Origin of the sequence: Pseudomonas fluorescens (assembly GCF_001623525.1) — a bacterium.
In the GTDB taxonomy this organism is placed as follows: domain Bacteria; phylum Pseudomonadota; class Gammaproteobacteria; order Pseudomonadales; family Pseudomonadaceae; genus Aquipseudomonas; species Aquipseudomonas fluorescens_Q.
The window spans coordinates 3,501,003-3,523,768 of record NZ_CP015225.1 but is presented as its reverse complement, the minus strand read 5'-3'; the positions used below and the strand labels follow the sequence as shown (position 1 = coordinate 3,523,768).

Sequence of the window (22,766 nt, the reverse complement as noted above, 5' to 3'; positions counted from 1 at the left end):
GTCGAGCAAACGTGTGCGGCGACACGTTGCGCTTCATTAATAGAGGCGCAGTCGTTGCCAGCTATATTTGTATGAGTTCTGCCTGGATAGGCAGTTTCCAATTTTTCTGCCACCACAAAGGGAGCGGCGGGTGAGTCTCACAGTCATTGCGCAGCGTATGGGTATCACGAGCTTTCAGCGCCTGGTGACTGGCCTCGTCTTGAGCACTTTGCTGGTCGGATGTTCCAGTACGCCGTCGAGTAATGTCCGGGTTGTCGATCGCAACAGTGCAACACCGCAACGTCCTACAGTAACGACCGGCCAATATGTAGTCCGTCGCGGCGATACGCTGTTTTCCATCGCTTTCCGCTACGGCTGGGACTACAAAGCCCTCGCGGCGCGCAACAACATTCCTGCGCCTTATACGATTCACCCCGGTCAGACGATTCGCTTCGATGGCCGTAGCGGTTCAACGCCTACCGCGGTGGTTACGCAGTCGGGTTCGACGCCTTCTTCGTCGAGCAAGACCACGGTCATTCGCCGGCCGACGGGGGCTGGGACGGCGGTAGTACCGTCCGTCGCGAGCAAACCAGCCCCTGCTCCGATGCCTCCCGCAGGCCCCGCCCCGACCGGCTGGGGATGGCCTTCTAATGGCGTTCTCATTGGAAAATTCTCTTCAAACGGTAGTTTGAATAAAGGAATTGATATCGCCGGGGATTTGGGACAGCCTGTTTTAGCCGCGTCTGATGGCACGGTTGTGTACGCCGGGAGTGGTTTAAGGGGCTACGGCGAACTCGTGATCATCAAACACAGCGATACCTACGTCAGTGCCTACGGTCACAACCGCAGGCTGTTGGTTCGGGAGGGGCAGCAGGTCAAAGTCGGACAGACAATTGCCGAAATGGGATCAACGGGAACAGACCGGGTGAAACTGCATTTTGAGATTCGCCGGCAAGGTAAACCAGTCGATCCGCTGCAATTCCTGCCTCGGCGTTGATTTGATTGTCAGCCTGTTCCGTCACGTAGAGGGAACAGGCTCCAGCGTTGCCAAGGATAAAGGCGTCGCTTGGGCTTGAGGTCGAACTCACCAAAGGACTATAACAATGGCTCTCAGTAAAGAAGTGCCGGAGTTTGACATCGACGATGAGGTTCTCCTTATGGAGACCGGCATCGCTATGGATTCGATGTCGAATGATGAAGGGGCGACTCCACCTTCCGTTCGTGCCAAATCCAAACACTCCGCTTCGCTTAAACAACATAAGTACATCGATTACACCCGGGCGCTGGACGCCACTCAGCTGTACCTCAACGAAATCGGTTTTTCGCCACTGCTCTCCCCCGAGGAAGAAGTTCATTTTGCGCGACTGTCGCAAAGTGGCGACCCGGCCGGTCGAAAACGCATGATTGAAAGCAATCTGCGACTGGTGGTGAAAATCGCCCGACGCTACGTCAATCGTGGGCTTTCGCTGCTGGACCTGATCGAAGAGGGCAACCTGGGCCTGATTCGCGCCGTCGAAAAATTCGACCCCGAGCGCGGCTTCCGTTTCTCGACCTACGCCACCTGGTGGATCCGCCAGACCATCGAACGGGCGATCATGAACCAGACCCGGACCATCCGGTTGCCGATTCATGTGGTCAAGGAACTGAACGTCTACCTGCGGGCCGCCCGTGAGTTGACCCAAAAACTCGACCATGAACCTTCACCCGAAGAAATCGCCAACTTGCTGGAAAAACCGGTAGGTGAGGTCAAGCGCATGCTTGGGCTCAACGAGCGTGTCTCTTCGGTAGATGTCTCGCTGGGGCCGGACTCGGATAAGACCCTGCTGGATACCCTGACCGACGATCGTCCGACCGATCCGTGCGAGTTGCTCCAGGACGATGACTTGTCCCAGAGCATTGACCAGTGGCTTTCGGAACTTACGGACAAGCAACGGGAAGTGGTGATTCGCCGCTTCGGCTTGCGCGGTCACGAAAGCAGCACGCTTGAAGATGTAGGCCTGGAGATTGGTTTGACCCGTGAGCGGGTCAGGCAGATCCAGGTGGAGGGCCTCAAGCGCCTCCGGGAGATCCTGGAGAAGAATGGCCTGTCGAGTGAGTCGCTGTTTCAATAACCCGAGTGCAGCGCAGCAAGAAAAGCCCCGACTGGTTCGGGGCTTTTCCGTTTCGGAAGGATTGTTTTTTCCAGGACCGCTCTATTTGTAGGTTCGACTTGTAAGCCTTTGCCTAGTGTCGCGTAAGTGATCGGTTTCTCATTGGCGGGACAGACTGCTATAAGCATTGTGATTTTTTTATATTTATATGATTTATAAGGGCTTTTATTTTGTGAAAGTGGCGTGACAGAGCAAGCCACCTGTATCAGCCGCGTTGCACTCGCCAGGGAAAATACTAATATCAGTCCTGTGTCGACGGACAGACACACCCGTCAAGGATGATGGGAAGGAAGGACATCGCAGGACGCGATTCATCAGGATGATGAAAAGGATTAAAGGGATTAGGGAAAAAATGTGGGCGGGTCAAACCGCCCCTTTTTTTGCCTGCGATTTCTTGATCCGAAAAAGCAAAAAGGCCCGCAAGGGGCCTTTTCAGCGAACGCTGGGCAATCAGCGTTCCAGGTCTGTGATCTTGCCAGTCTTGCCATCCCACTCTTCGGCGTCCGGCAGCGCGTCTTTCTTCTCGGTGATGTTCGGCCAGATATCCGCCAGTTCGGCGTTCAGCTCGATGAAGTTCTCCATGCCGGCCGGCACTTCGTCTTCCGAGAAAATGGCATTCGCCGGGCATTCCGGTTCACACAGGGCGCAGTCGATGCACTCGTCCGGGTGAATGACCAGGAAATTCGGCCCTTCGTAAAAGCAGTCCACCGGACACACTTCTACGCAGTCGGTGTACTTGCACTTGATGCAGTTGTCGGTGACGACGAAGGTCATTTCTAATTCTCTCCTCAGGCGGCGGCAGCGAAGCCCATTCACGGTAGGGTCGCCAGGTTTGGGAGCGATAGTCTGCGAACCAGGCTAATAGCCCGCAGCATCCCAAACCGCGCGCGATTCTAACAGCTTGAAAGCCTGTATGTTAGATCCGTGTCTTCAATGTATAGAGTAAATCCAGTGCCCGACGAGGTGTCAGGTCGTCCAGATCGAGCTTGGCCAGTTCATCGAGTACCGGATGCGGCAGGCTGGCGAACAGGTCGCTTTGCTGCGGTGCGGTCGGTTTGCCTTTGGTCGGGCGCGGCGCTTCGTGGGGCAGGCTGGTGGTTTCCAGGCGGCTCAGGTGCTCGCGGGCACGGGTAATGACTTCACTTGGCACGCCAGCCAGTTGCGCCACCGCCAAGCCGTAGCTCTGGCTGGCCGGGCCGGGCAGCACGTGGTGCAGGAAGACGATGCGCTCGTTGTGCTCGGTGGCATTGAGGTGAACGTTGGCCACCAGCGGCTGGCTTTCCGGCAACACGGTGAGTTCGAAGTAATGGGTGGCGAACAGCGTGTAGGCCCGCAGGTGCGCGAGGCGCTCGGCCGCCGCCCAGGCCAGGGACAAGCCGTCGAAGGTACTGGTGCCGCGTCCGACTTCGTCCATCAGCACCAGGCTGCGTTCGGTGGCGTTGTGCAGGATGTTTGCGGTTTCGCTCATTTCCACCATGAAGGTCGAACGCCCGCCGGCCAGGTCGTCGCTGGAGCCGATCCGGGTGAAAATCCGGTCCACCAGGGATAATTCGCAACTGGCCGCCGGGACGAAACTACCGATGTGGGCCAGCAGCACGATCAACGCGGTTTGGCGCATGTAGGTGGATTTACCGCCCATGTTCGGACCGGTGATCACCAGCATGCGGGTGTTGTCGTCCAGGCTCAGGTCGTTGGCCACGAACGGCGTGGTCAGTACTTGCTCGACCACTGGGTGGCGACCCTGGCTGATGCGCATGCACGGCTCGCTGACGAAGCGCGGGCAGTTGAGGTCCAGGTTCAGCGCGCGCTCGGCCAGGTTGCTCAGCACGTCCAGTTCCGCCAGGGCACCGGCGGTGTCCTGTAACGGCGGCAATTGGCTGATCAGATCCTCGAGCAACGCTTCATAGAGCATCTTTTCCCGGGCCAGGGCGCGGCTCTTGGCCGACAGCGCCTTGTCTTCGAACGCCTTGAGTTCCGGGGTAATGAACCGCTCGGCACCCTTGAGGGTCTGGCGGCGAACATAATCGGCCGGGGCCTGTTCGGCCTGCTTGCTCGGCAGCTCGATGAAGTAGCCGTGGATACGGTTGTAACCAACCTTCAGGTTGGCCAGGCCGGTACGGGCTTTTTCCCGGGCTTCGAGGTCGATCAGGAACTGGCCGGCGTTCTCGCTCAGCGCTTGTAATTCGTCGAGTTCGGCGTCGTAGCCGGTTTTCAGCACACCACCGTCACGGATCACCGCCGGCGGGTTGTCGATAATGGCTTTTTCCAGCAGCGCGGCCAGTTCCGGGTAGGTGCTGGTGGTGCGTGCCAGTTGTTGCAGGTGCGGCGCTTCGAGGCCGGTCATCGCCACCTGCAGTTCAGGCAACGCGCCGAGAGCATCGCGCAAACGCGCCAGGTCACGGGGACGGGCGTTGCGCAGGCCGATACGGGCGAGGATTCGCTCGATATCACCGATTTCCTTGAGCTGCGGTTGCAACTGCTCGAAGCGATAACGATCCAGCAGGCAGGTAATGGAGGACTGGCGCGCCAACAGCACGGTCAGGTCCCGCAGCGGCCGATTCAACCAGCGAGTCAGCAGGCGGCTGCCCATGGCGGTCTGGCAGCGGTCGACCACCGATTGCAGGGTATTGTCGCGCCCGCCGGCCAGGTTGGTGTCCAGCTCCAGGTTGCGTCGGCTCGCGCCGTCCAGCACCACGGTGTCATCCAGACGCTCGTGACGCAGGCTGCGCAAGTGGGGCAGGGCGGTGCGCTGGGTTTCCTTGGCGTAGGCCAGCAGGCAACCAGCCGCGCCAATGGCCAGGGTCAGGTTCTCGCAACCGAAGCCCTTGAGGTCCTGGGTGGAAAACTGCTGGCAGAGACTTTTCAGCGCCGAGTCGCGCTCGAAATCCCACGGCGCCCGACGACGCACGCCACGGCGTTTTTCTGCCGGCAGGTCCTTTGGCCAGTCGTCCGGGATCAACAGCTCCACCGGATTGACCCGCTCCAGCTCCGCCAGCAGGTTTTCCCAGCCCTTGATTTCCAGTACCGAGAAATTGCCACTGGTGATGTCCAGCACCGCCAGGCCGAACAGGCGTTCATCCCCAAGCACTGCGGCGATCAGGTTGTCCCGGCGTTCGTCCAGCAAGGCCTCGTCACTGACTGTACCCGGGGTGATGATCCGCACGACTTGGCGTTCCACGGGGCCCTTGCTGGTGGCCGGGTCGCCGACTTGCTCGCAAATCACCACGGATTCGCCGAGCTTGACCAGCTTCGCCAGGTAACCTTCCGCCGCGTGGTAAGGAATCCCACACATCGGAATCGCCATGCCTGCCGATTGCCCACGTGCCGTCAGGGTGATGTCCAACAACTTGGCTGCCTTCTTCGCATCCTCGTAGAAGATCTCGTAGAAGTCGCCCATGCGGTAGAACATCAGCTGGTCGGGGTGCTGGTTCTTCAGGCGCCAGTATTGCTGCATCATCGGCGTGTGGGAGGACAGGTCGTTAACGGCGGTATTCATGGGTGTCAGGCAAGCTCGTTGAAAGGTATGGGGCAAAAGGAGGGGCATTGGCCCGGCTTTTCCGCGATGGGCGCAAGGTTAACATGGGCGGTCTGGTGCTACCCAGCGTTTGGGATTGTGTGCATATCCGTTGCTGCGGTAACGGCTACTTATGGTTCCGCCCTTACGGCGTCTCACTTTTGAGAAGCCCGGAAGCCGGCCCAGTCAAAAGTAAGCAAAACGCTTTAGCCCCACCACTCGGTGCCTCGCCTAGGCTCGGCATGCCTGAACGAAGGCATTGCTCCGTGGCCCACTGCGCAATACCTTCGTTCAGCCAGCGTGGTTAATGGGGCGCCGAGATCAACGTCCACCGCGAGGCGGCCTGATAGCCGACCTGGTTCTGGGGGACCGCGTTTCCCCTGTGGAAGCGAGCCTGCTCGCGAAGGCGGCACCACAGTCGATGAAAATGTTGGACGGCATTACGACACTTGATCGAGCTCTTTTGAATCTGGAGATCAGGCTCGTTTTACCTCGGCTTGCATCATCACCAGATTCTGCTGCTTGGTAGCCTCGGCCAATACCATGCGGTAAACACGCTTCTTTTCCTTCGATTTTGCGTTACGAATGAAATCAGCAAAGGGGCGTTTTGCTCCTTTGGACAAGCCTTGCTTGATCGAAATCATAGTGCGCTCCCGATGGCCGTTCGTTGGCGCTCCAGCGCGAAGCGCTCACTCGCGACTAAACGAGGGCGGCAGCTGTACGCAGGTCAGTCGACCGGGGATCCAAGGACCCGGTGCGCCCGAGGGCGCCCTGCGCACAACCACCATTGAGTGCAGGAATACCTAACTGAATGGAGCAATGAACATCTTGGATACCGAGCTACTAAACCCGATCACTGATGGGCAGTGACGAGAACCAAAATACCGATGGGGGCCAAGGTGGACAAGCCGGCGGATTCTGGGGCAGTCGTAGGCAGAGGCGCAAGGCGATGTAGCCTGGTGACGCACATTGAAGGATGCGATCGAGGGATTTCCCAAGAAGTTGTAGGGGAAATTCCCCAATTCAAGGATTGGATTGAACCCGTGGCGAGGGAGCTTGCTCCCGCTGGCGTGAGTAGCGCGCCCAAAAGGATTGAACCGGTGATTGATCGTTCCCACACTCCGCGTGGGAATGCCGCCAGGGACGCTCCGCGTTCCGCTTCTGGGAGGTGACGCAGAGCGTTACGGGATGCATTCCCACGCATAGCGTGGGAGCGATCAAAAACACCTACCTCGGCTCAACCACATCCAACGCCCGATTCGCCAACAACTGCCCCAGCTCAATCATCTGCTGAACCCCCAACGCGATATGTCGTCGTGAGCCCTCCAGGTCGAATGCCAGATCGCTGACCATCGCATTGGCTGAGGCCAGGGTTTCGCTGAGGTTGGCGAGCAGGCATTCGGCGTCGATGTTAGGGGCGATGATGAAAAGGGTATCGAGTGTGTCGGATGTTTCTTTGCCGGCTTTGGGCTTGAGGTAATAGTCCAAGGCGCGGGTGGCGGCTTCGTCGAGTTTCCTGGCATTGGCCGATTGGCTGCGGGAGACGTGATCGTCTGGGGGATTTGGAGTGTTCTTCGGCATTTTATGGATCCTTGAAGTTGAGCCACCACTCACTCGCTACTAAACGAAGTGGGTGGCAGCTGTACGCAGGTTAGTAGACCGGGGATCCAAGGAACCGGCGCACCCGAAGGCGCCCTGCGCACAGCCACCATTGAGTGCAGGAATACCTGACTGAATGGAGCAATGAACATCTTGGATACCGAGCTACTAAACCCGATCACTGATGGGCAGTGACGAGAATCAAAGTACCGATGGGATCCAAGGTGGACAAGCCGGCGGATTCTGGCGCAGTCGTAGGCAGAGGCGCAAGGCGATGTAGCCTGGTGTCGCACATTTGAAGGGCGCGGATTGAGGATTTTCCCAAGAAGTTGTAGGGGAAATTCCCCAATTCAAGGATTGGATTGAACCTGTGGCGAGGGAGCTTGCTCCCGCTGGCGTGCGGAGCGCGCCCAACAGGATTGAACTCAATCGGCCTGATGCTCTGTGGTCGGAAGTTTTTTGGGGCTGCTGCGCAGCCCAGCGGGAGCAAGCTCCCTCGCCACGGTGGATCGGGCCGACCTTGAGTGAATGGTTTCTTCATCGATATGCACGCTTATGCAAAACAGCATTTGTCTTCTGCGAAAAGAACAAGCACTATGCGCGTTATGCAAAAACGCAACGTTTCTACCGTATTAAGAGCATTGCTCGATCAGCACGGGATCTCCCCCACGGAGCTTCACCGGCGTACCGGCGTGCCTCAGTCCACTCTCTCGCGGATCCTCAGCGGCAAGATTGTCGATCCTTCGGATAAACACATCTCGAAGATCGCCGAATATTTTGCCGTGAGCACCGACCAGTTGCGCGGGCGCGCGGACGTTGTGCCTGCTGGCAACGCTCGCCGCGATGAGCCGCATTCCGAACTCAAGGACATAAGCCTGTGGGACGACGAAACACCCGTCGAAGAAGACGAAGTGTCGGTCCCTTTTCTGCGCGAGGTTGAATTGGCTGCTGGATCAGGAAGATTCGTCATCGAGGAAAGCGAACGCTCAAGCCTGCGCTTTGGCAAGCGCAGCCTGCGGCATAACGGCGTGCAGTTCGACCAGGCCAAGTGCGTGACGGTGCGCGGCAACAGTATGTTGCCGGTGCTGCGCGACGGTGCCACGGTCGGGGTGAACGCAGGCAAATGCGGGATTGGCGACATCGTCGACGGTGACCTCTACGCCATCAACCACAACGGCCAACTGCGGGTGAAGCAGCTTTATCGCCTGCCCACCGGCATCCGCCTGCGCAGCTTCAACCGCGATGAGCATCCGGACGAGGACTACACGTTCCAGGAAATGCAGGACGAGCAAATCGTCATCCTCGGCCACGTCTTCTGGTGGGGCATGTACGCCCGTTAACCCCTCCGCTGTCAGATAAAACCCGCCGCCGTGCGGGTTTTTTTTCGCCTCTCGAAAGCCCGCAACCCCGTATTTGCAAGGGCTCCATGCATTTACGCATTCGGTCTGCATAAATAAATGCATTTACGCATTGACTGTATATGCATCCATGCATATTCTGTGTCCAAGCCGCTCGACAAAGCGGCTGGCAACACAGCTCTTTAGTTCCACCAACAGGCAGCGATGAACCGGCCTTAACGGTTCAGAGGGTTGGCAACTGACCCGGGTGTGCAGCGTAAAGCACCAGAAGCAGTTATCCGGCGGGCAGGGACCGCGGCCGGAGGAACAATTTGAATGGATCCGTACCGCGCCAGTCGCGCCGAAAGATCAAGCGCATTACTGAAAAGCCTGGGCAACCGGGCTTTTTGGAATGCCTCTGTCGTGAGGCACTTCAAATTAGTAAGGAGATTTCCATGCGCTCACTTGTGAAGGCTAAGGAGGTGTTCAGATAAAAACGTGTATCGACGTTCTCAAAAAATCCACTCATTTAAAGGGAAGAAAACTAATGAAAAAATTGCTCAGCATGCTGCTCGCAGCCGTCCTGGCGACCCAGGCCCTCCACGCGTTTGCCGAAACCTCACCTGTTGGTTCCTGGCAATTCGCTTCCTACCATGTTCCGGGCGGCGGTTTTTATGCCAACCAGACGATCTGTTTCAAAGAAGACAATACCTGGTACTCGAGTTCGCAGGCCGGCTGGAAGGGCGCATGGTTCCAGAACGGAGACGATCTCCAGTGGAATGGGAGTGTGCCAATGCCGGGTGCAGGGAGTGCCAACAATCTCGCGACCATTGCCATGGGTAAGTTAGCTGTCGCTGGTTCGATGTCGGGTAACTACGCGGAATGGGCCGCACCCAGTGCGCTACCGCTACCCTGGGACAGGCACTACACCTACACCATGACTTACAAAGGCGCGACCTGCGCTGCGCCAAAGTAATGTCAGCCTTCAATGACCTGATAAACGTTTGAACGCCGCTTCCAGTGACTTAACGGGTTGCAACGACCCACATCTCTTAACTTCCCCGCCCAATCTTAATCACCCCCAGGAAACGAGACATGACAAACGAGCAACAAGCGTTGCTGGACATGCCGATCTGGCTGGTCATCGTGCTCGCCCTGGTGGGCGGGGTGTCCGGCGAGATGTGGCGCGCTGACAAGGAGGGCGCCCGTGGCTGGCCGTTGCTGCGCCGCGTGGTGCTGCGCTCCGGTGCCTGTGTGGTCTGCGGCGTGTCGGCAACCATGCTGTTGTATGCCCTCGGCATGTCGATCTGGAGTGCTTGCGCCCTGGGTTGCCTGACCGCCATGGCCGGTGCCGATGTGGCGATCGGTCTTTACGAGCGATGGGTCGCCAAGCGGATCGGCGTTTGCGAAGTGCCACCGCGGGACCTGCCGCCCGACCAGCAGTGAATCGACAGCGCTGATCCATACACAAGGAGGCGATCAATGCCTGCCCTTATCGAAAAACCGTCGCAGTTGTTCTCGGCCATTGCCCAGACGCTGCGCGCCATTTATCCCGCCTTGAAAGTCGGCAGCCCCCAGGATTTCGATGGCGCCGACGACCAACCCTGGGTGCTGATTGCGCTTGAGCGCGATGCGCCCGGTAACCGCGCCAATGACGGGCGTATCGCCCATGTCCTGACGGTTTCCTTGCAAGTGGTCATGGCCGTTCCAGGATGGGAGGCCTGTGATCTGGCCGGTGAATTGAAACACCTGGTCATGGATAACCGCTGGGGCCTGTCGGGTGATCAATGCGACCTGCCCACGGAAATCGATGGCATCGCATCCACGTTCATCCACGAAGCACGGGCGTACAGCGCCTGGACTCTTTCCTTCAACCAAACCCTGTACCTCGGCCCGACGCTGCTGGAGGACCCGTTGGGCATCCCGAAATTTGCCCGTACCTGGGAAGTATCGAACATCGACGACCCGGATCAATACACCGCACTCGAGGGCTGAGCCATGTTCGATGGGCTGTTACGGATGCACCTGGGGCCGATCATCGAGCGTCTGGCTCAGATGGAAACCGAGCTGGAAGATTTGCATCGGCGTGCGGAGAGTTTCTGCCGCATTGGCGTTTGCCAGGAAGTCGATGCGGCCAGCAACACCTGCAAGGTCAGCCATGGTGGCCTGCTGACCCCGGCGATCCGCTTTTTCAACCCGAGCGCCGGCGCCCAGAGCGAGTCGCGGATTCCGTCCGTGGGCGAGCAGTGCCTGTTGCTCAACCATGGCGGCGGCGAGAGCGGCGGGCAGGCAGTGGCGTTGTTCGGCCTCAATGGCGGTCAGTTTCCGCCCGTCTCGACCCAGGCCTCGCTGACGCGGCGCCTCTATCAGGACGGTACGGAAAACGGCTACGACCATGCCAGCCATGTCCTGCACTGGCAGAACGGCCCAGCGACGTTCAGCGGTTCCCGTGAAACGCTCCAACTGAGTATCGGCCCGTCGCGGTTGGCGATGACCGCCGACGCCATCGAATGGCAGCTGGGCGCCGTCGGCATTCGGCTCGACGCCTCCGGCGTGCACCTGAGCGGCCCGGTGGTGGATCACCAGGGACGCGTCATCAGTACCGCATAAGAGATTTCCTCATGATTGGAATCGATCGAAATACCGGCGCCACGGTCGACGACTGGCTGCAGTTCGTACAGCGCGCCACCCGGGCGTTGACGACGCCGTTGGGCACTCGCCAGAAGCGCCCGTTGTATGGCTGTGCACTCACGCAGCTGCTGGGGCAGAACCTCGGCGACGACCTGCTGATCCTTGCCCAGAGCCACGCGGCCCAAGCGTTCTACAACCCACAAAACGGCATCGGTGATTTCGAGCCGCAGGTCATTGTCGCCAGTCGACACGGCGCCGGCTTGCTGTTGCGTTTCGCCGGCACCTGGAAAAACCGCAAACAGACGTTCGAGGTGGTGACATGAGCATGCTGATACCCGGCCAGAACCAACTGGCCGAACCGGCCATCGTCACTGTCGAAGCGTTCGAGGACTTGCTCGCAGAGTTCAAGACCTTCGTGGTCGAGTACGTCGGCGCACGCTCGCCAGCAAGTGCGGCGAAGCTGGTGGACAGTCTTGAAAACGAAAGCGAACTGCTGACCCTGGCGCTTGAGGCGTTCTGCGTGCGGCTGCAAACCCACGAACGCAAATACAACGCCCGCATCAAGCAGATGTTGGCGTGGTGGGCCACCGGGACCAACCTCGACGCTCGTCTCGCGGACATGGGCCTTGAGCGTCAGTTGCTCGACCCGGGCGACCCGGCGGCCTTCCCGCCCATCCCCCCGGTCTACGAGAGCGATGACGATGCGCGGTTGCGCTACTACCTGGCGCCCCACGCGCCAGCGGCGGGCTCGCGCATGCAGTATCGGCGGGAGATTTTTACCTTGGGTGAACGGCCAGTGGTGAAGGTGGACAGTGCCGCTGGCGGTGTAGTGAACGTGACCTACACATTCGATCCGGACGGTCTCGCCGCGCAAGTCAAGGACGGCAACGGACGCCGGACGGCACCGGGCGAAGTCACGGTCACGGTGCTTTCCCGCGAGGGCGACGGCACACCGTCCGAGGCGCTGCTCAACGGTGTTCGCCAGCACTTCGCCCGGCCTGATGTGCGACCGGAAACCGATCTGGTCTTCGTGCAGGCCGCACAAATCAAACCTTACAAAATCCGCGTCGTGGCGAAGATCAATGCCGGCCCGGATTCAGGCTTGACCCAGGTTGCCGCCGAGCAGCAGTTGCAGGCGTATGCCCAGGCCTGTCATCGCTTGGAAGGGCGGGTGGACCCGAGCTGGATCGACTACACGCTGCACAGCGCCGGCGCGGTCCAGCTTGAGATTCTCGAACCGCTGGTGCCGATTGTGACCACGGCTTTCCAAGCCCCGTACTGCACGGGCGTCGAGGTTGAGGTGGACACGCTATGAGTGACGACACACCTCGCCCGAGCCTGCTGCCGGTCAACAGCTCACCGTTGGAAAGGGCACTGGATCTGGGGTTCGCTCGGCTGCTCGAACGCATCGATCCGCCGTTTCCCGAGTTGATGAACCCGGCCACCACGCCCTTGGCGTTCCTGCCGTATCTCGCGGCGGATCGTGGGGTCAACGAGTGGAGCTCCACGGCGCCCGAAGCTGAAAAGCGCCTGACCGTTGAACTCGCCTGGCCAACCGCCCGGCAGGCCGGGACGCGAAAGGCGCTGGAAAATGCTGCCAAGGGTTTGCAACTGATGCCTGAAGTGCGCGCCTGGTATGAGCAAACACCCGCTGGCCCGCCCTACAGTTTTTCCGTCAGGGCATTTACCGAGCAGCCCTACAGCGAAGAAATCGACGCCCGTCTCGACCGTCGCCTGGCGGATGCCAAAAGCGAGCGCGACACCTTGAAGGTGTCTGTCGGCTTGAGGGCCTTCGGCCGTCACGTCATCGGCGCCGCCACGCTGTGCGGCGAACTGACCACGGTTTATCCGATCGTCATCGAAGGACTGGAAGCCTCGGGCCAGGCCTTCATGGCCGCCGGACTCTACACCGTCGAAACCTCCACTATTTATCCACAGGGGTCCTAAATGGCCGACTACTACACCCTGCTCACCGATGCGGGGATCGCCTACGAAACTGCCTGCAAGGCGGCGGGCACACCGATCAAGTTGTCGCAGATTTCCGTCGGTGATGGCGGCGGCGAGGTTTACAACCCGGCCGCCACCGCCACCGCGCTCAAACGCGAAGTGTGGCGTGGGCCGCTCAACGCGCTGTTCCAGGATGAGAAAAACCCGAGTTGGTTGCTGGCCGAAGTGACCATCCCGCCGGAAGTGGGCGGCTGGTATGTGCGAGAGGCCGGGATCTGGACCGATACCGGGATCCTGTACGCGATTGTCAAATATCCAGAGTCGTTCAAACCGGTGTTGGCGACGTCCGGCTCGGGCAAAGAGTTCTACATTCGGTCGATTTTCGAGACCAGCAATGCTGAGTTGGTGACGTTGCTGATCGACGATACGGTGGTCAAGGCGACGCGGGCGTGGGTGGCCGGCTATGTGGCCGACGAACTCGCCAAACTCGACAGGAAGCAGTCGGTGCGGGTAGCGACGACGGCCAATATTGTCTTGAGTGGCGCGCAGGCGATCGATGGTGTTGCGGTGGTCGCCGGGAATCGGGTCCTGGTCAAGTCCCAGACTTTGGCGAAAGACAACGGTATTTACGTGGCCGCGAACGACACTTGGGTTCGGGCAAAGGATGCCGATGCGAGCGCCGAAGTGACTTCGGGGTTGATTGTCTCGGTGGAGGAGGGCGCGACGCTTGCCAACACGATCTGGCAGTTGGTTACCGATGGGGCGATTGTGTTGGGCACTACAGGGTTGGTGTTTCAGAACATCACTCAAGGGTTTGCGCCGCTCAATTCCCCCGCGTTGCTGGGCGTCCCGACGGCTCCGACTGCACCGGCCAGCACCAACAATCAGCAACTCGCGACGACTGCGTTTGTGCAACGCGCACTCGGTAACCATTCAAGCGTTGGTGGGCTGGACGCAAGTACCGTTCTGACTGCGGATGCGTTCGGTAGGTCGTTCATCATCAACTCGGCCAACCCAGTGAATATCACGTTGCCGAAGGCAAGCACGGGGTTCAATGGCGGCACTATCAACCTGCTTAACGTGTCGAGCGGTACTGTAACCATCGTCCTGCAGGGTACGGACTATGTAGCGGGTATTGCCGCCAATCAGTTGGTGCTCAAGACAATGGACAGCATCACGTTGTCCACTGGCGCGGGCATCACTTGGTATGCGGAGAACGGATCGGTCTCGGATGCGTTGTCTACTGCATTCAATGGAGGGGTTCGGGCCATCATGGCTCGTTATGGTCTGGGGGCTGCTGCCTACAACTACACCGGGAATATCGATAGCCTCGTAGAAAATGGCGTGTTTCTGGTTAGCGCTTCGACCACAGGAACGAAGCCGGAATATCCTCCACAGCAAGGTACGGGGCAGATTCCGCAGGGCACCGTGTTCCACATGGAGCGGGGCAGTAGCAATATGGCGACCCAGTTTTGGGACTCCTTGGTTAACGCCATTGATCCAATTACTTGTCTGCGTACACGAAACGCTAACGGCGTTTGGACGAAGTGGGAGCAGATCACGACAGTGGAACGAGTCCGGGCTGTTCTGGATACTTTCGGCCTCGGCGCGGATCCCGCGAAAATCCCACTGATTACAGATTTTTCAGCTGACATTAAGCCAGGGCTCTACCGAGCCTTTACGCTGGAACACTCCAGTGCATCAATCGGTGGGCCTCCAGACGCCAGCTCCCCAGGCGGCACCTCTATGACGGTACTTGTCGGCGGGGGATATATTTCTGCCGGGTACAAGACGTTTCTGGCGGTCATCAACAACACCGCAAATGGTCCGACGCGGGCTTATCTTGGACACAAGACTGCCGCGGGTACACAGCCGTTTTGGAGCGAGCTAGGCCAATCCTCACATTTACCCTATCGCGCAAAGTTTTATTTCAAGGCTGCTGGCGTTTATCAGTGGACCGTACCGGCAAGTGTGACGAAGGTTCACGTTGAAGTCGTTGGTGGCGGGGGGAAGCGGAGCGTTTGGTGGCGATGGATCAACCACTATCGGTGCTGGCGGGGGCGGTGGTGGAGGTATTAGCAACCGTCTCTGTACCGTGGTGCCGGGCAGTGTTATCTCCGTAACAGTTGGTGCCGGCGGTGCAGCCGTTACGGTTGAGGGTGATCCTGGGATTGCCGGAGGTACTTCGTCCTTTGGCTCCTTCTGTTCGGCGACTGGTGGGCGTGGTGGCGTTATGAATAACGGTGCTCAAAGTGGTGTGGGGGGCCGGTGGTGATTTTAACGCCTCGCTCGGTCTGGGCTTTCCGCCTGTTCGCAACTCAGCAGGTACAGGGAACTGGGGCGGTCCAGGCGGTGGTGGCGAGAGTGCTTTTGCTGCTCTGGACACGTCGATTCTGACTCGGCCAGGCATGGGAGGGGGAGGGCGTTCAAAGACCCGATCGCAACCTGGTGCAGACGGCTGCGTGTTTATTACTTGCTGAGGAAAGGTTATGTGGGCATTGGTACAAGACGGCATCGTTCTCGAAACGACGACCGTTGATCCGGAGGGGCGTTATCACCCCGATCTAAAATGGCAATCGTGTGCTGCGCAGGTTCAGCCAGGCTGGTTGTTCGAGAATGATTTGTTCGCCGAGAAGGTCACGGCGCTGGAGGAGCGGAAAGCGTCTGAACGTCTGTGGCGCGATGGAGAGCTGTTGGCTCGTCAATGGCTGCGTGATAGGCACCGAGACGAGCAGGACCTGGAGCGGACCACGACGCTCAATAATGAGCAATTTGTAGAGTTGCTCGATTACCTTCAAAAGTTGCGCGACTGGCCTCAGTCCGAATTATTTCCAGACACAGGCCAGCGTCCAATACCGCCAACATGGATTGATCTTCAACTCCAATAAACGCCCCGCACCGACGGGGCGTTTTCTTATCCGTCAAAAACAACCCAAAGCCCCTTTCCAAGGGGCTTTTCCGTATCTGGAGAACCAAAAATGGCACCACGCCAAACCTACACCGTACTCCTCCCATTCCCCACCGGCGGCGGTCACTGGTCGACCACTGGCCAGGAACTCGACCTGCTCGACGTCGAGGCCAATGCCTTGCGCAGCGCCGGTCGCCTGGAGCTGAAAAAAACCGAGGCCGGCGAATCGGCCTCTGCATCCACCCCGGCCAAAAAGGCCGCCACCAAAAAGGCTGAATAACCATGGCTGAGGTTTTGAACTTCGAGCACAACGGCATTACCGTCAATGCCACTGAATCTCCCGAGGCCATGGGTGGCCTGGGTGACAACGTCATCGGGCTGGTCGGCACCGCGCCGAATGCCAACCCGCTGATTCCGAAAAACACGCCGTTCCGTATCAACAGCTTCACCACCCAGGCCCAGCTGGACCCGACCGGTGCCGAAGCGGGGACGTTGTTCCACGCTGTCTACCAGATCCTCAAAGTGGTCAAGGTGCCGGTGTACGTGGTGATCGTCGAAGAGGGCGCCACGCTGGCCGACACGCAGAACAATGTGATCGGCGGCATCGAAGCGCAGACCGGGCGCAAGTTGGGCCTGGCCGCGTTGAGTGGGGTCGCTGAAGACCTGACCATCATCGGCGCGCCAGGCTTTACCGGCACCAAGGCCGTCGCCAGTGAGTTCGCCTCGTTCGGCAAGCGCATCAAGGCCCGTGTGGTGCTCGATGGCAAGGATGCCTCGGTCGCCGACCAGGTGACTTACAGTCAGGAGTTGGGCGGTGCGGACCTCGGTTTCGACCGTTGCCTGGTGGTGCACAACATGCCGGCGGTGTACTCCAAGGCCGCGAAGAAAAACGTCTTCCTGGCCCCGTCGAGCCTGGCCATCGCCGCCCTCGCCAAGGTCAAGCAATGGGAGAGCCCGGGCAACCAGGTCACCTACGCCGAAGACGTTTCCCGCACCGTGGAATACAACATCCTCGACACCTCCACCGAGGGCGATCTGCTCAACCGCTACGGCGTCAGCTATTACGCCCGGACCATCCTCGGCGGCTTCTCCTTGCTGGGCAACCGCTCCATCACCGGCAAGTTCATCAGCTACGTCGGCCTGGAAGATGCCATCAGCCGCAAGCTGGTCAAGGCCGGCCAGAAGGCCATGGCCAAGAACCTGACCAAGTCGTTCATGGACCAGGAGGTCAAGCGCATCAACGACTGGCTGCAAACCCTGGTCGCCGACGAAACCATTCCCGGCGGCAGCGTGTACCTGCACCCGGAATTGAACAGCGTCGAGAAGTACAAGAACGGCACCTGGTACGTGGTCATCGACTACGGCCGCTACGCGCCGAACGAACACATGATTTATCAACTCAATGCCCGCGATGAAATCATCGAGCAGTTCCTGGAGGACGTTCTCTAATGTTTACCAACCGCGTAAGACAGGCCATCGCGGCCACCCTGCAAGGCTTGCCGTTGTCGGCGACCGTGGAAGAGTTCACCCCGCCGAAGATCGAATTCGACATGGAAGAGATGCGTGGCGGCCGTTTCATTGGCGAGGAAATGGCCAAGGGCGGCAAAGTGCTGACAGCCAAGCTGACGCTGCAAGGCCTCGGTCCGGAAGTCATGCTGGCGCTGGGCGTGAGCGTGGGCGACGACATTCTGCTGAGCGTGCGTGAAGCCGGCCAGGATCAGGACGGCAACACCTGGTTTACCTACCACACGGTGGGTGGCAAGTTGAAGTCCCTCGAGGAAACCCTGCTGAAAATGGGCGAGAAACCCAAGACCAACCTGGAGCTGTCCTGCCGCACCTACAACCGCCTGGAAAACGGCGTCCCGGTGATCGACATCGACGTGCGCACCCAGAAGTTCGTGCTCAACGGCGTCGACATCCTCGGTGATGCTCGCCGTGCGGTGTTGTTGCCGTAAACGAATGCCCGTCAGTTGAACCCGATCCTTGTGGGAGCGAGCTTGCTCGCGATAGCGGTGTGTCAGCCAACATCGATGCTGACTGATCCGACGTCATCGCGAGCGAGCTCGCTCCCACAGGTTGTCCTCTGATTTACCAAGGAACTGATTCCATGCCCTGGACACCTCCCGTTCACGTCTTGCTGTCGCCGATCATCGGTGACGACGATGCGCAGATCGAGCAGCTCCCCCTCAAACCGCTGTACTACGCCGCGCAAAAAGACGCCCTGGCCCGCGCCGGCGATGATGAAGACGATCAGTTCTTCGAACTGGCCAAATTGGCCACCGGGCTGTCGGTCAAGGAACTCGACCAGCTCAAGCGCCCGGACTACGTGAGCATTGCCCAGTACGTGCACGACATGTCGACGCGCCCGGCGTCGCACTTTCTGGATGAGCCACAGGGCGATCCCGACCAGGTACAGCTGCTGCAACCGCTCGACGTCGCGGGTCGCAGCCTGACGTCGCTGACCCTTGAAATGCCGGTGCTGCGTGCGACCAAGGCGATGAAAAAACTGAAGACGGCCAAGGAGCGCGCCGAGTTCATCACGGCCCACTGCACCGGCCTGATGATTCCCGATTTGGACCTGCTGACCGTGCCCGACTGGACGCAACTGCAGGTGCGCATCGACGATTTTTTAAACAAACCGGCGGACTTCTTTCGGAGCGCGACATCGAAGTGATCCTCGATGTGGTGCCGCTCATTTACTCGGTAAGTGAGGCGGAAATCCTGGAGTGGGACGCCGGCAAGGCCTTGCGCCGCTACGACATTGCGATCACTCGCCTTGGCGTGAAACAGGAGTAGAGCGGGATGGCGGACGATAGATATTCGCTCAAATACGCAGCCTTCAATGAGAGTGGGTTGGCGTTCGGTAATACCAGCCCTACGAACGGTGTGTCAGCACAAGGCACGTTCGCCAGGGATCAGCTGTCGGGCCTCGACCTGGCGCTGGAGAAACTTGGGCTCAAGCTCGGGTTGCTGACCACGGCGATCGAGTCGCTGACCGTGAAGCTATCGGCGCAACGATTGTTTTCCCAGACGATGGGCGCTGGTGCCAAGGGTGAGTCGGCCAATGAGCCAAAGGGTAAGTCGGGTGGCGGTATAGAACCACCGGCGCTGCTCAAACCCGCGATAGCGATGGACTCGGCCATGGCCGATCTGAAGCAGGCCGGCCACTTCACGCCTCGCCAGATTGCAGAAATGGCGGAGCCAACCCAGCGTATCGCCAGTGCGCCGTTGGTGGCGGCCGGCGGGACCACTGCGGTTGAGGTGGTGAGGATGCAAAGCCTGGCGGCCAGGGCAGGAGTCGGCAGCGATCTGCCCAGTGCCTCGGACCGGCAATTGGCGCTGTTGCGCTTCGCCAGTGATGCGGGTGTCACAGCATCGACGTTCAAAATGCCAGCCATGGAAGCCGCTGAGATGCTGCTCGGCTGGCGCACCTCCATGAAGCTCAGCGCAGAGAAAGCGTTTGATCTGGCGGATGCGACCAACCACCTGAGCAAGATTCCCGGTGGTGCGAAAGCGAGTGAGATCGGCACAGTGTTGCAGCGTGACGGTGCGGCCGCGACCTCGGCGGGCCTGCAACCTGCCCAAGCTGCGGCGCTGACGGCGGCACTTCTCAATACCGGCGCGCAACAAGCTGAAGCGGGTGTGGCGCTCGATCACTTCACGACTGCTCTAGGCAAGGGCGATCAGGCCTCCGCGACCGAGCAAGCGGCTTGGAAGCAACTGGGGCTTGATCCCAAAGCGGTGGCGAGCGGCTTGCGTGACAAGGACGCCGCGCCGGGGACAGTGATGTCGGTGCTGGCGGCCTTGAACGCGCAGCCGGCCGAAAAACGCTCGTCCCTGGCCTCTTCGTTGTTTGGCTCTGGGGATGCCGCGGTGTTGCGCATGTCGCAGAAACTCGACGATGTGAACGCCGCGTTCTGGCAGGTCAAAGACCCAGGCCAATATGCCACTTCACAATTGGACAACAATGGTTCGGTGCGGCAGGACGCGTTGGCGCTGTCGAACACCCGGCAGGGCCAACTGAACGTCCTCAACGCCCGCAGCGAGCGTTTGTCGCTGGCCGCGGGAAATGCCCTGATGCCCTCGACGGATACCTCGTTCCAGTGGTTGGGGTCGCTGGCCGATGGCATGAGTGAGTTGGCGGAGTCCTCACCTAAAGCCGCTGCGGCCATTGTGTTGATTGGCGCGGCGATCAAACCGCTGGTGGGCGCGCTGCTCAAGGCTGTAGGGGATGAGATGTCCAATCAGGTGGCCAAGCGGGTGTTGGGCAAGGTCGCTCCGCACCTTCCCGGCCGATTGGGGGAAGTGATCTCTGAAGATTTCAGAAATCCTCGTGGGGACAAGCTGGATACACGCAATGCCAACCAGCGTCCCGAATCCACGAGCAGGACGAAAATACGCGTCAGTACACGAGGCTCACTGGGAGGCGCAGGGCGTTTTTCACCCGGGCCAACGGCCTCATTGCGCTCGATGACCCGCAGGGCGCCCGGCCCATTAAAAGTAGTCGGTGCCGTCGCTGATGTGGCCGAGGGTGTACTGACCGGCGACAAACGAATGATGGGCGCAGGCCTGGGAGCGGCAGGTGGCGGCTGGGCAGGCGCTGCTGCGGGGTCTGCGGCCGGTGCCGCTTTGGGGAGCGTCGTTCCGGTGATTGGCACTGCCATTGGTGGTCTGGTTGGCGGACTGCTGGGCGGTTGGTTGGGGAGCGATGCGGGCGCGTCCCTGGGTGAGAAGCTCGTCGCCCCCGCCGACAGACTCGCCGCTCCAGACCAGGTCAGCAAAGACCTGGCCAGCACCCAGACAACCACGCAACAAAACACCATGACCGCAAACATCTACATCAACGGCCAGGACCAGGCCAGCGCGAGTCAGTTGGCCAACCTGGTCGTGCAGCAGCTCTCGGGCCAATTCGGCTTGACGACCATGCCCAACTCACTCGCCATGCGCAGTGACGCGGCCCTGACCGACGGAGGTACGTGATGCGTCAGCAAATGGCACTCGGCAGTTTCATTTTCGGTTTGTCGAGAAACTTTGCGTACCACAGCCTGGTACGCACCTCGGACGGTGGCTGGAAGAGCATCGACATCCTCACTAGCAAACCCAAGTCCAGCCAGGTCGGCCAAGGCCTGCAAGGGCTGACGATCACCGGCAAGTCGATGTACGCCACCGCCATGGATCGCCTCGATGAGTTGCGCGCCTTGCAGGCGCAGCGAGTCCCCGTGCCGTTGGTCGATGGCATCGGTCGCAATTGGGGCCTGTGGCAGATCAGCAAGGTGACGGAAACACAGACCGAGATCATTGATGACGGCACGGCGATGGTGGTCGGCTGGGTGGTTGAATTGACGGAGTTCGCCAATGCGTAGGGTTCGAAGTATCGCCGGTGATTCGGTGAATCTGTTGCTGTACCGCGAGCTTGAGCGCTGTGACGACATCGTCGAAGAGGCGCTCTGGCGGCTCAATCCGGGGCTGGCTGAATGGGGGCCTGTATTGCCGGCGGGCGTATGGGTGGTCTTGCCGGAAGTGGACCTCAAGCCCGTGGCAACCCCACCGGTTTCGGCCTGGGATTAAGGAGGCAACATGTCATTGGGTTTCACGCCTGCGGTGGAAGTGTACGGCGCGAACGCCGCGCTGCTCAACGCACGATTGCTCAGTTGGACACACGTCGACGCGGCAGGAATCGAGTCGGATCAATTGACCCTCACCATCAGCCTGGACGGGCTGGAAGGGTTGCCCAGCCTGGGTGGGAAAATCGGTTTGCGGGTCGGCTACCTGGAGTCGGGGCTGGTGGACAAGGGCGAGTTCGTCATTACCCGGCGCACGCCGACGCTGTTCCCGTTGCGCCTGACCTTGGTGGCCATGGCCGCGCCGTTCAGCGCGGCGGACCAGACCGGGTTCAAGCAGCGCCGATCCGTCAGCCATGGACCGACGACCCTGGGGGCGCTGTTTCGTCAACTGACGTCCAGGCACGGTTTTTCTCCCCGGGTGGCGCCAGACCTGGCGCTGATCAAGATCGAGCATATCGACCAGTCCAACGAAACCGACATGGGGTTCCTGACGCGCTTGGCCCATCGTTATGACGCCGTCGCCAAGCCGATCAACGAGCTGTATGTGCTGGCTCGGCGCGGCCAGGCGAAGTCGTTGTCGGGCAAGGTCCTGCCCGAGATAAAACTGTCGGTGACGACCAACAATCGCCCTGGCGACCAGGCTTTTATTTCGGCCAAGCTGGATGAAACCGCCCGGGCGAAATACCAAGGTTGCAAGACCCGTTGGTGGGACGCGACGGCCGGCAAGTTGCAGGTCGAGGAGAGCGGCCTCGCCCCGTTCAAAACCCTGCGCCAGCGCTTCCAGAACGCCGCTGACGCCCGCGCTGCCGGTGAAGGCGAGGTGCGCAGGATGATGCGCGAAGCCCTCAAGGTGGCGATCGAGTGCCCTGGCAACCCGGGGCTGTCCGCCGAGGGCATCGTACTGCTGGACGCCACCTGGCCGGATTTCATGCGCGGTCGCTGGTCGATCGACAAGGTCACCGCCAGTGGCGACCGGGAAAAAAGCTATCGCTGCCTGATTGATGCGACCTGCCTGGATGCCAAGGCCTGATCCCACTACCCCTGCTCGCGATAGCGCCCAGATGTTCAACATTTGCACTGACTGACACGCCGCCATCGCGAGCAAGCCCGCTCCCACAGGGGAGGCTCGCACCTTCA

General features: G+C 59.9%; 25 protein-coding genes. 21 read left to right on the top strand and 4 right to left on the bottom strand.

All coding sequences use genetic code 11. The annotated features are described in order from the left end of the window. Positions 1 to 130: 130 nt before the first annotated feature. Entirely contained in the window at positions 131 to 976 is an 846-nt protein-coding gene (locus TK06_RS30920; protein WP_086936656.1) for a peptidoglycan DD-metalloendopeptidase family protein, read from the top strand. A 106-nt stretch (positions 977 to 1,082) separates the two neighbouring features. Then, complete coding sequence (gene rpoS, locus TK06_RS15200; RefSeq protein ID WP_003198289.1) at positions 1,083 to 2,090, top strand: RNA polymerase sigma factor RpoS; 1,008 nt, start codon at positions 1,083 to 1,085, stop codon at positions 2,088 to 2,090. Positions 2,091 to 2,579: 489 nt separating this feature from the next. Here rpoS and fdxA read toward each other — a convergent pair whose 3' ends face one another. The 4 genes from fdxA to TK06_RS15185 form a co-directional block, all read right to left on the bottom strand. After that, positions 2,580 to 2,903, bottom strand: coding sequence for a ferredoxin FdxA (gene fdxA, locus TK06_RS15195; RefSeq protein WP_063322745.1), 324 nt, complete (start codon positions 2,901 to 2,903; stop codon positions 2,580 to 2,582). Positions 2,904 to 3,045: 142 nt separating this feature from the next. Next, positions 3,046 to 5,625 carry a DNA mismatch repair protein MutS gene (gene mutS / locus TK06_RS15190; RefSeq protein WP_063322744.1) on the bottom strand — a complete coding sequence of 860 codons (2,580 nt, stop codon included), beginning with the start codon at positions 5,623 to 5,625 and terminating at the stop codon, positions 3,046 to 3,048. Between the two features lie 494 nt (positions 5,626 to 6,119). Then, the gene (locus tag TK06_RS32760) at positions 6,120 to 6,287 is read right to left on the bottom strand and encodes a hypothetical protein (RefSeq protein ID WP_203417384.1); all 168 of its coding nucleotides are present in this window, start codon (positions 6,285 to 6,287) and stop codon (positions 6,120 to 6,122) included. Positions 6,288 to 6,870: 583 nt separating this feature from the next. Further along, a complete protein-coding gene (locus TK06_RS15185) occupies positions 6,871 to 7,224 on the bottom strand; it encodes a DUF6124 family protein (RefSeq protein ID WP_063322743.1) in 354 nt (117 codons plus the stop codon). 623 nt (positions 7,225 to 7,847) lie between these two features. Here TK06_RS15185 and TK06_RS15180 point away from each other — a divergent pair. From TK06_RS15180 to TK06_RS15095, 19 genes are all read left to right on the top strand, one after another. After that, positions 7,848 to 8,582 (top strand): LexA family transcriptional regulator, encoded by a 735-nt coding sequence (locus TK06_RS15180; protein ID WP_003198297.1) that lies wholly within the window; start codon positions 7,848 to 7,850, stop codon positions 8,580 to 8,582. Between the two features lie 544 nt (positions 8,583 to 9,126). After that, positions 9,127 to 9,555, top strand: a complete 429-nt coding sequence (locus TK06_RS15175; protein ID WP_063322742.1) for a hypothetical protein — start codon at positions 9,127 to 9,129, stop codon at positions 9,553 to 9,555. A 119-nt stretch (positions 9,556 to 9,674) separates the two neighbouring features. Next, positions 9,675 to 10,025: a phage holin family protein gene (locus TK06_RS15170; protein WP_060738977.1), complete on the top strand. Its 351-nt coding sequence runs from the start codon at positions 9,675 to 9,677 to the stop codon at positions 10,023 to 10,025. A gap of 36 nt (positions 10,026 to 10,061) precedes the next feature. Further along, positions 10,062 to 10,574, top strand: coding sequence for a hypothetical protein (locus TK06_RS15165; RefSeq protein WP_063322741.1), 513 nt, complete (start codon positions 10,062 to 10,064; stop codon positions 10,572 to 10,574). Between the two features lie 3 nt (positions 10,575 to 10,577). Next, entirely contained in the window at positions 10,578 to 11,189 is a 612-nt protein-coding gene (locus TK06_RS15160) for a phage baseplate assembly protein V (RefSeq protein WP_063322740.1), read from the top strand. Between the two features lie 11 nt (positions 11,190 to 11,200). Next, positions 11,201 to 11,533: a hypothetical protein gene (locus TK06_RS15155; protein ID WP_063322739.1), complete on the top strand. Its 333-nt coding sequence runs from the start codon at positions 11,201 to 11,203 to the stop codon at positions 11,531 to 11,533. After that, on the top strand, positions 11,530 to 12,525 hold the full coding sequence (locus TK06_RS15150; protein ID WP_063322738.1) for a baseplate J/gp47 family protein: 996 nt from the start codon (positions 11,530 to 11,532) through the stop codon (positions 12,523 to 12,525). Before TK06_RS15155 ends, TK06_RS15150 begins: the two co-directional genes overlap by 4 nt. After that, positions 12,522 to 13,157, top strand: coding sequence for a phage tail protein I (locus TK06_RS15145; RefSeq protein ID WP_063322737.1), 636 nt, complete (start codon positions 12,522 to 12,524; stop codon positions 13,155 to 13,157). Before TK06_RS15150 ends, TK06_RS15145 begins: the two co-directional genes overlap by 4 nt. After that, positions 13,158 to 15,236 (top strand): phage tail protein, encoded by a 2,079-nt coding sequence (locus TK06_RS33040; protein WP_238992545.1) that lies wholly within the window; start codon positions 13,158 to 13,160, stop codon positions 15,234 to 15,236. It abuts the gene before it with no gap. Beyond that, positions 15,157 to 15,432, top strand: a complete 276-nt coding sequence (locus TK06_RS33485; RefSeq protein ID WP_428993587.1) for a glycine-rich domain-containing protein — start codon at positions 15,157 to 15,159, stop codon at positions 15,430 to 15,432. The genes TK06_RS33040 and TK06_RS33485 overlap by 80 nt, the downstream gene beginning before the upstream one ends. Positions 15,433 to 15,646: 214 nt before the next feature. After that, entirely contained in the window at positions 15,647 to 16,045 is a 399-nt protein-coding gene (locus TK06_RS31795) for a phage tail assembly chaperone (protein WP_072343356.1), read from the top strand. A 90-nt stretch (positions 16,046 to 16,135) separates the two neighbouring features. Further along, complete coding sequence (locus TK06_RS15130) at positions 16,136 to 16,345, top strand: hypothetical protein (protein ID WP_063322736.1); 210 nt, start codon at positions 16,136 to 16,138, stop codon at positions 16,343 to 16,345. Positions 16,346 to 16,347: 2 nt separating this feature from the next. Continuing rightward, positions 16,348 to 17,514, top strand: a complete 1,167-nt coding sequence (locus tag TK06_RS15125) for a hypothetical protein (protein ID WP_063322735.1) — start codon at positions 16,348 to 16,350, stop codon at positions 17,512 to 17,514. Next, positions 17,514 to 18,020: a phage major tail tube protein gene (locus TK06_RS15120; RefSeq protein ID WP_063322734.1), complete on the top strand. Its 507-nt coding sequence runs from the start codon at positions 17,514 to 17,516 to the stop codon at positions 18,018 to 18,020. The genes TK06_RS15125 and TK06_RS15120 overlap by 1 nt, the downstream gene beginning before the upstream one ends. 152 nt (positions 18,021 to 18,172) lie before the next feature. Continuing rightward, entirely contained in the window at positions 18,173 to 18,739 is a 567-nt protein-coding gene (locus TK06_RS15115; RefSeq protein WP_063322733.1) for a phage tail assembly protein, read from the top strand. Positions 18,740 to 18,867: 128 nt separating this feature from the next. Beyond that, positions 18,868 to 21,045: a phage tail tape measure protein gene (locus tag TK06_RS15110; protein ID WP_063322732.1), complete on the top strand. Its 2,178-nt coding sequence runs from the start codon at positions 18,868 to 18,870 to the stop codon at positions 21,043 to 21,045. Continuing rightward, complete coding sequence (locus TK06_RS15105) at positions 21,045 to 21,428, top strand: phage tail protein (RefSeq protein ID WP_063322731.1); 384 nt, start codon at positions 21,045 to 21,047, stop codon at positions 21,426 to 21,428. The genes TK06_RS15110 and TK06_RS15105 overlap by 1 nt, the downstream gene beginning before the upstream one ends. Continuing rightward, positions 21,421 to 21,633, top strand: coding sequence for a tail protein X (locus tag TK06_RS15100; RefSeq protein ID WP_063322730.1), 213 nt, complete (start codon positions 21,421 to 21,423; stop codon positions 21,631 to 21,633). The genes TK06_RS15105 and TK06_RS15100 overlap by 8 nt, the downstream gene beginning before the upstream one ends. A 9-nt stretch (positions 21,634 to 21,642) precedes the next feature. Next, positions 21,643 to 22,659, top strand: a complete 1,017-nt coding sequence (locus TK06_RS15095; protein ID WP_063322729.1) for a contractile injection system protein, VgrG/Pvc8 family — start codon at positions 21,643 to 21,645, stop codon at positions 22,657 to 22,659. The last annotated feature ends 107 nt before the right edge of the window (positions 22,660 to 22,766 follow it).

What these genes read in the sequence shown, in the direction of transcription:
- rpoS (WP_003198289.1), top strand. Translation starts at nt 1,083, where the DNA reads ATGGCTCTCAGTAAAGAAGTGCCGGAGTTTGACATCGACGATGAGGTT.
- fdxA (WP_063322745.1), bottom strand. Translation starts at nt 2,903, where the DNA reads ATGACCTTCGTCGTCACCGACAACTGCATCAAGTGCAAGTACACCGAC.
- mutS (WP_063322744.1), bottom strand. Translation starts at nt 5,625, where the DNA reads ATGAATACCGCCGTTAACGACCTGTCCTCCCACACGCCGATGATGCAG.
- TK06_RS32760 (WP_203417384.1), bottom strand. Translation starts at nt 6,287, where the DNA reads ATGATTTCGATCAAGCAAGGCTTGTCCAAAGGAGCAAAACGCCCCTTT.
- TK06_RS15185 (WP_063322743.1), bottom strand. Translation starts at nt 7,224, where the DNA reads ATGCCGAAGAACACTCCAAATCCCCCAGACGATCACGTCTCCCGCAGC.
- TK06_RS15180 (WP_003198297.1), top strand. Translation starts at nt 7,848, where the DNA reads ATGCAAAAACGCAACGTTTCTACCGTATTAAGAGCATTGCTCGATCAG.
- TK06_RS15175 (WP_063322742.1), top strand. Translation starts at nt 9,127, where the DNA reads ATGAAAAAATTGCTCAGCATGCTGCTCGCAGCCGTCCTGGCGACCCAG.
- TK06_RS15170 (WP_060738977.1), top strand. Translation starts at nt 9,675, where the DNA reads ATGACAAACGAGCAACAAGCGTTGCTGGACATGCCGATCTGGCTGGTC.
- TK06_RS15165 (WP_063322741.1), top strand. Translation starts at nt 10,062, where the DNA reads ATGCCTGCCCTTATCGAAAAACCGTCGCAGTTGTTCTCGGCCATTGCC.
- TK06_RS15160 (WP_063322740.1), top strand. Translation starts at nt 10,578, where the DNA reads ATGTTCGATGGGCTGTTACGGATGCACCTGGGGCCGATCATCGAGCGT.
- TK06_RS15155 (WP_063322739.1), top strand. Translation starts at nt 11,201, where the DNA reads ATGATTGGAATCGATCGAAATACCGGCGCCACGGTCGACGACTGGCTG.
- TK06_RS15150 (WP_063322738.1), top strand. Translation starts at nt 11,530, where the DNA reads ATGAGCATGCTGATACCCGGCCAGAACCAACTGGCCGAACCGGCCATC.
- TK06_RS15145 (WP_063322737.1), top strand. Translation starts at nt 12,522, where the DNA reads ATGAGTGACGACACACCTCGCCCGAGCCTGCTGCCGGTCAACAGCTCA.
- TK06_RS33040 (WP_238992545.1), top strand. Translation starts at nt 13,158, where the DNA reads ATGGCCGACTACTACACCCTGCTCACCGATGCGGGGATCGCCTACGAA.
- TK06_RS31795 (WP_072343356.1), top strand. Translation starts at nt 15,647, where the DNA reads ATGTGGGCATTGGTACAAGACGGCATCGTTCTCGAAACGACGACCGTT.
- TK06_RS15130 (WP_063322736.1), top strand. Translation starts at nt 16,136, where the DNA reads ATGGCACCACGCCAAACCTACACCGTACTCCTCCCATTCCCCACCGGC.
- TK06_RS15125 (WP_063322735.1), top strand. Translation starts at nt 16,348, where the DNA reads ATGGCTGAGGTTTTGAACTTCGAGCACAACGGCATTACCGTCAATGCC.
- TK06_RS15120 (WP_063322734.1), top strand. Translation starts at nt 17,514, where the DNA reads ATGTTTACCAACCGCGTAAGACAGGCCATCGCGGCCACCCTGCAAGGC.
- TK06_RS15115 (WP_063322733.1), top strand. Translation starts at nt 18,173, where the DNA reads ATGCCCTGGACACCTCCCGTTCACGTCTTGCTGTCGCCGATCATCGGT.
- TK06_RS15110 (WP_063322732.1), top strand. Translation starts at nt 18,868, where the DNA reads ATGGCGGACGATAGATATTCGCTCAAATACGCAGCCTTCAATGAGAGT.
- TK06_RS15105 (WP_063322731.1), top strand. Translation starts at nt 21,045, where the DNA reads ATGCGTCAGCAAATGGCACTCGGCAGTTTCATTTTCGGTTTGTCGAGA.
- TK06_RS15100 (WP_063322730.1), top strand. Translation starts at nt 21,421, where the DNA reads ATGCGTAGGGTTCGAAGTATCGCCGGTGATTCGGTGAATCTGTTGCTG.
- TK06_RS15095 (WP_063322729.1), top strand. Translation starts at nt 21,643, where the DNA reads ATGTCATTGGGTTTCACGCCTGCGGTGGAAGTGTACGGCGCGAACGCC.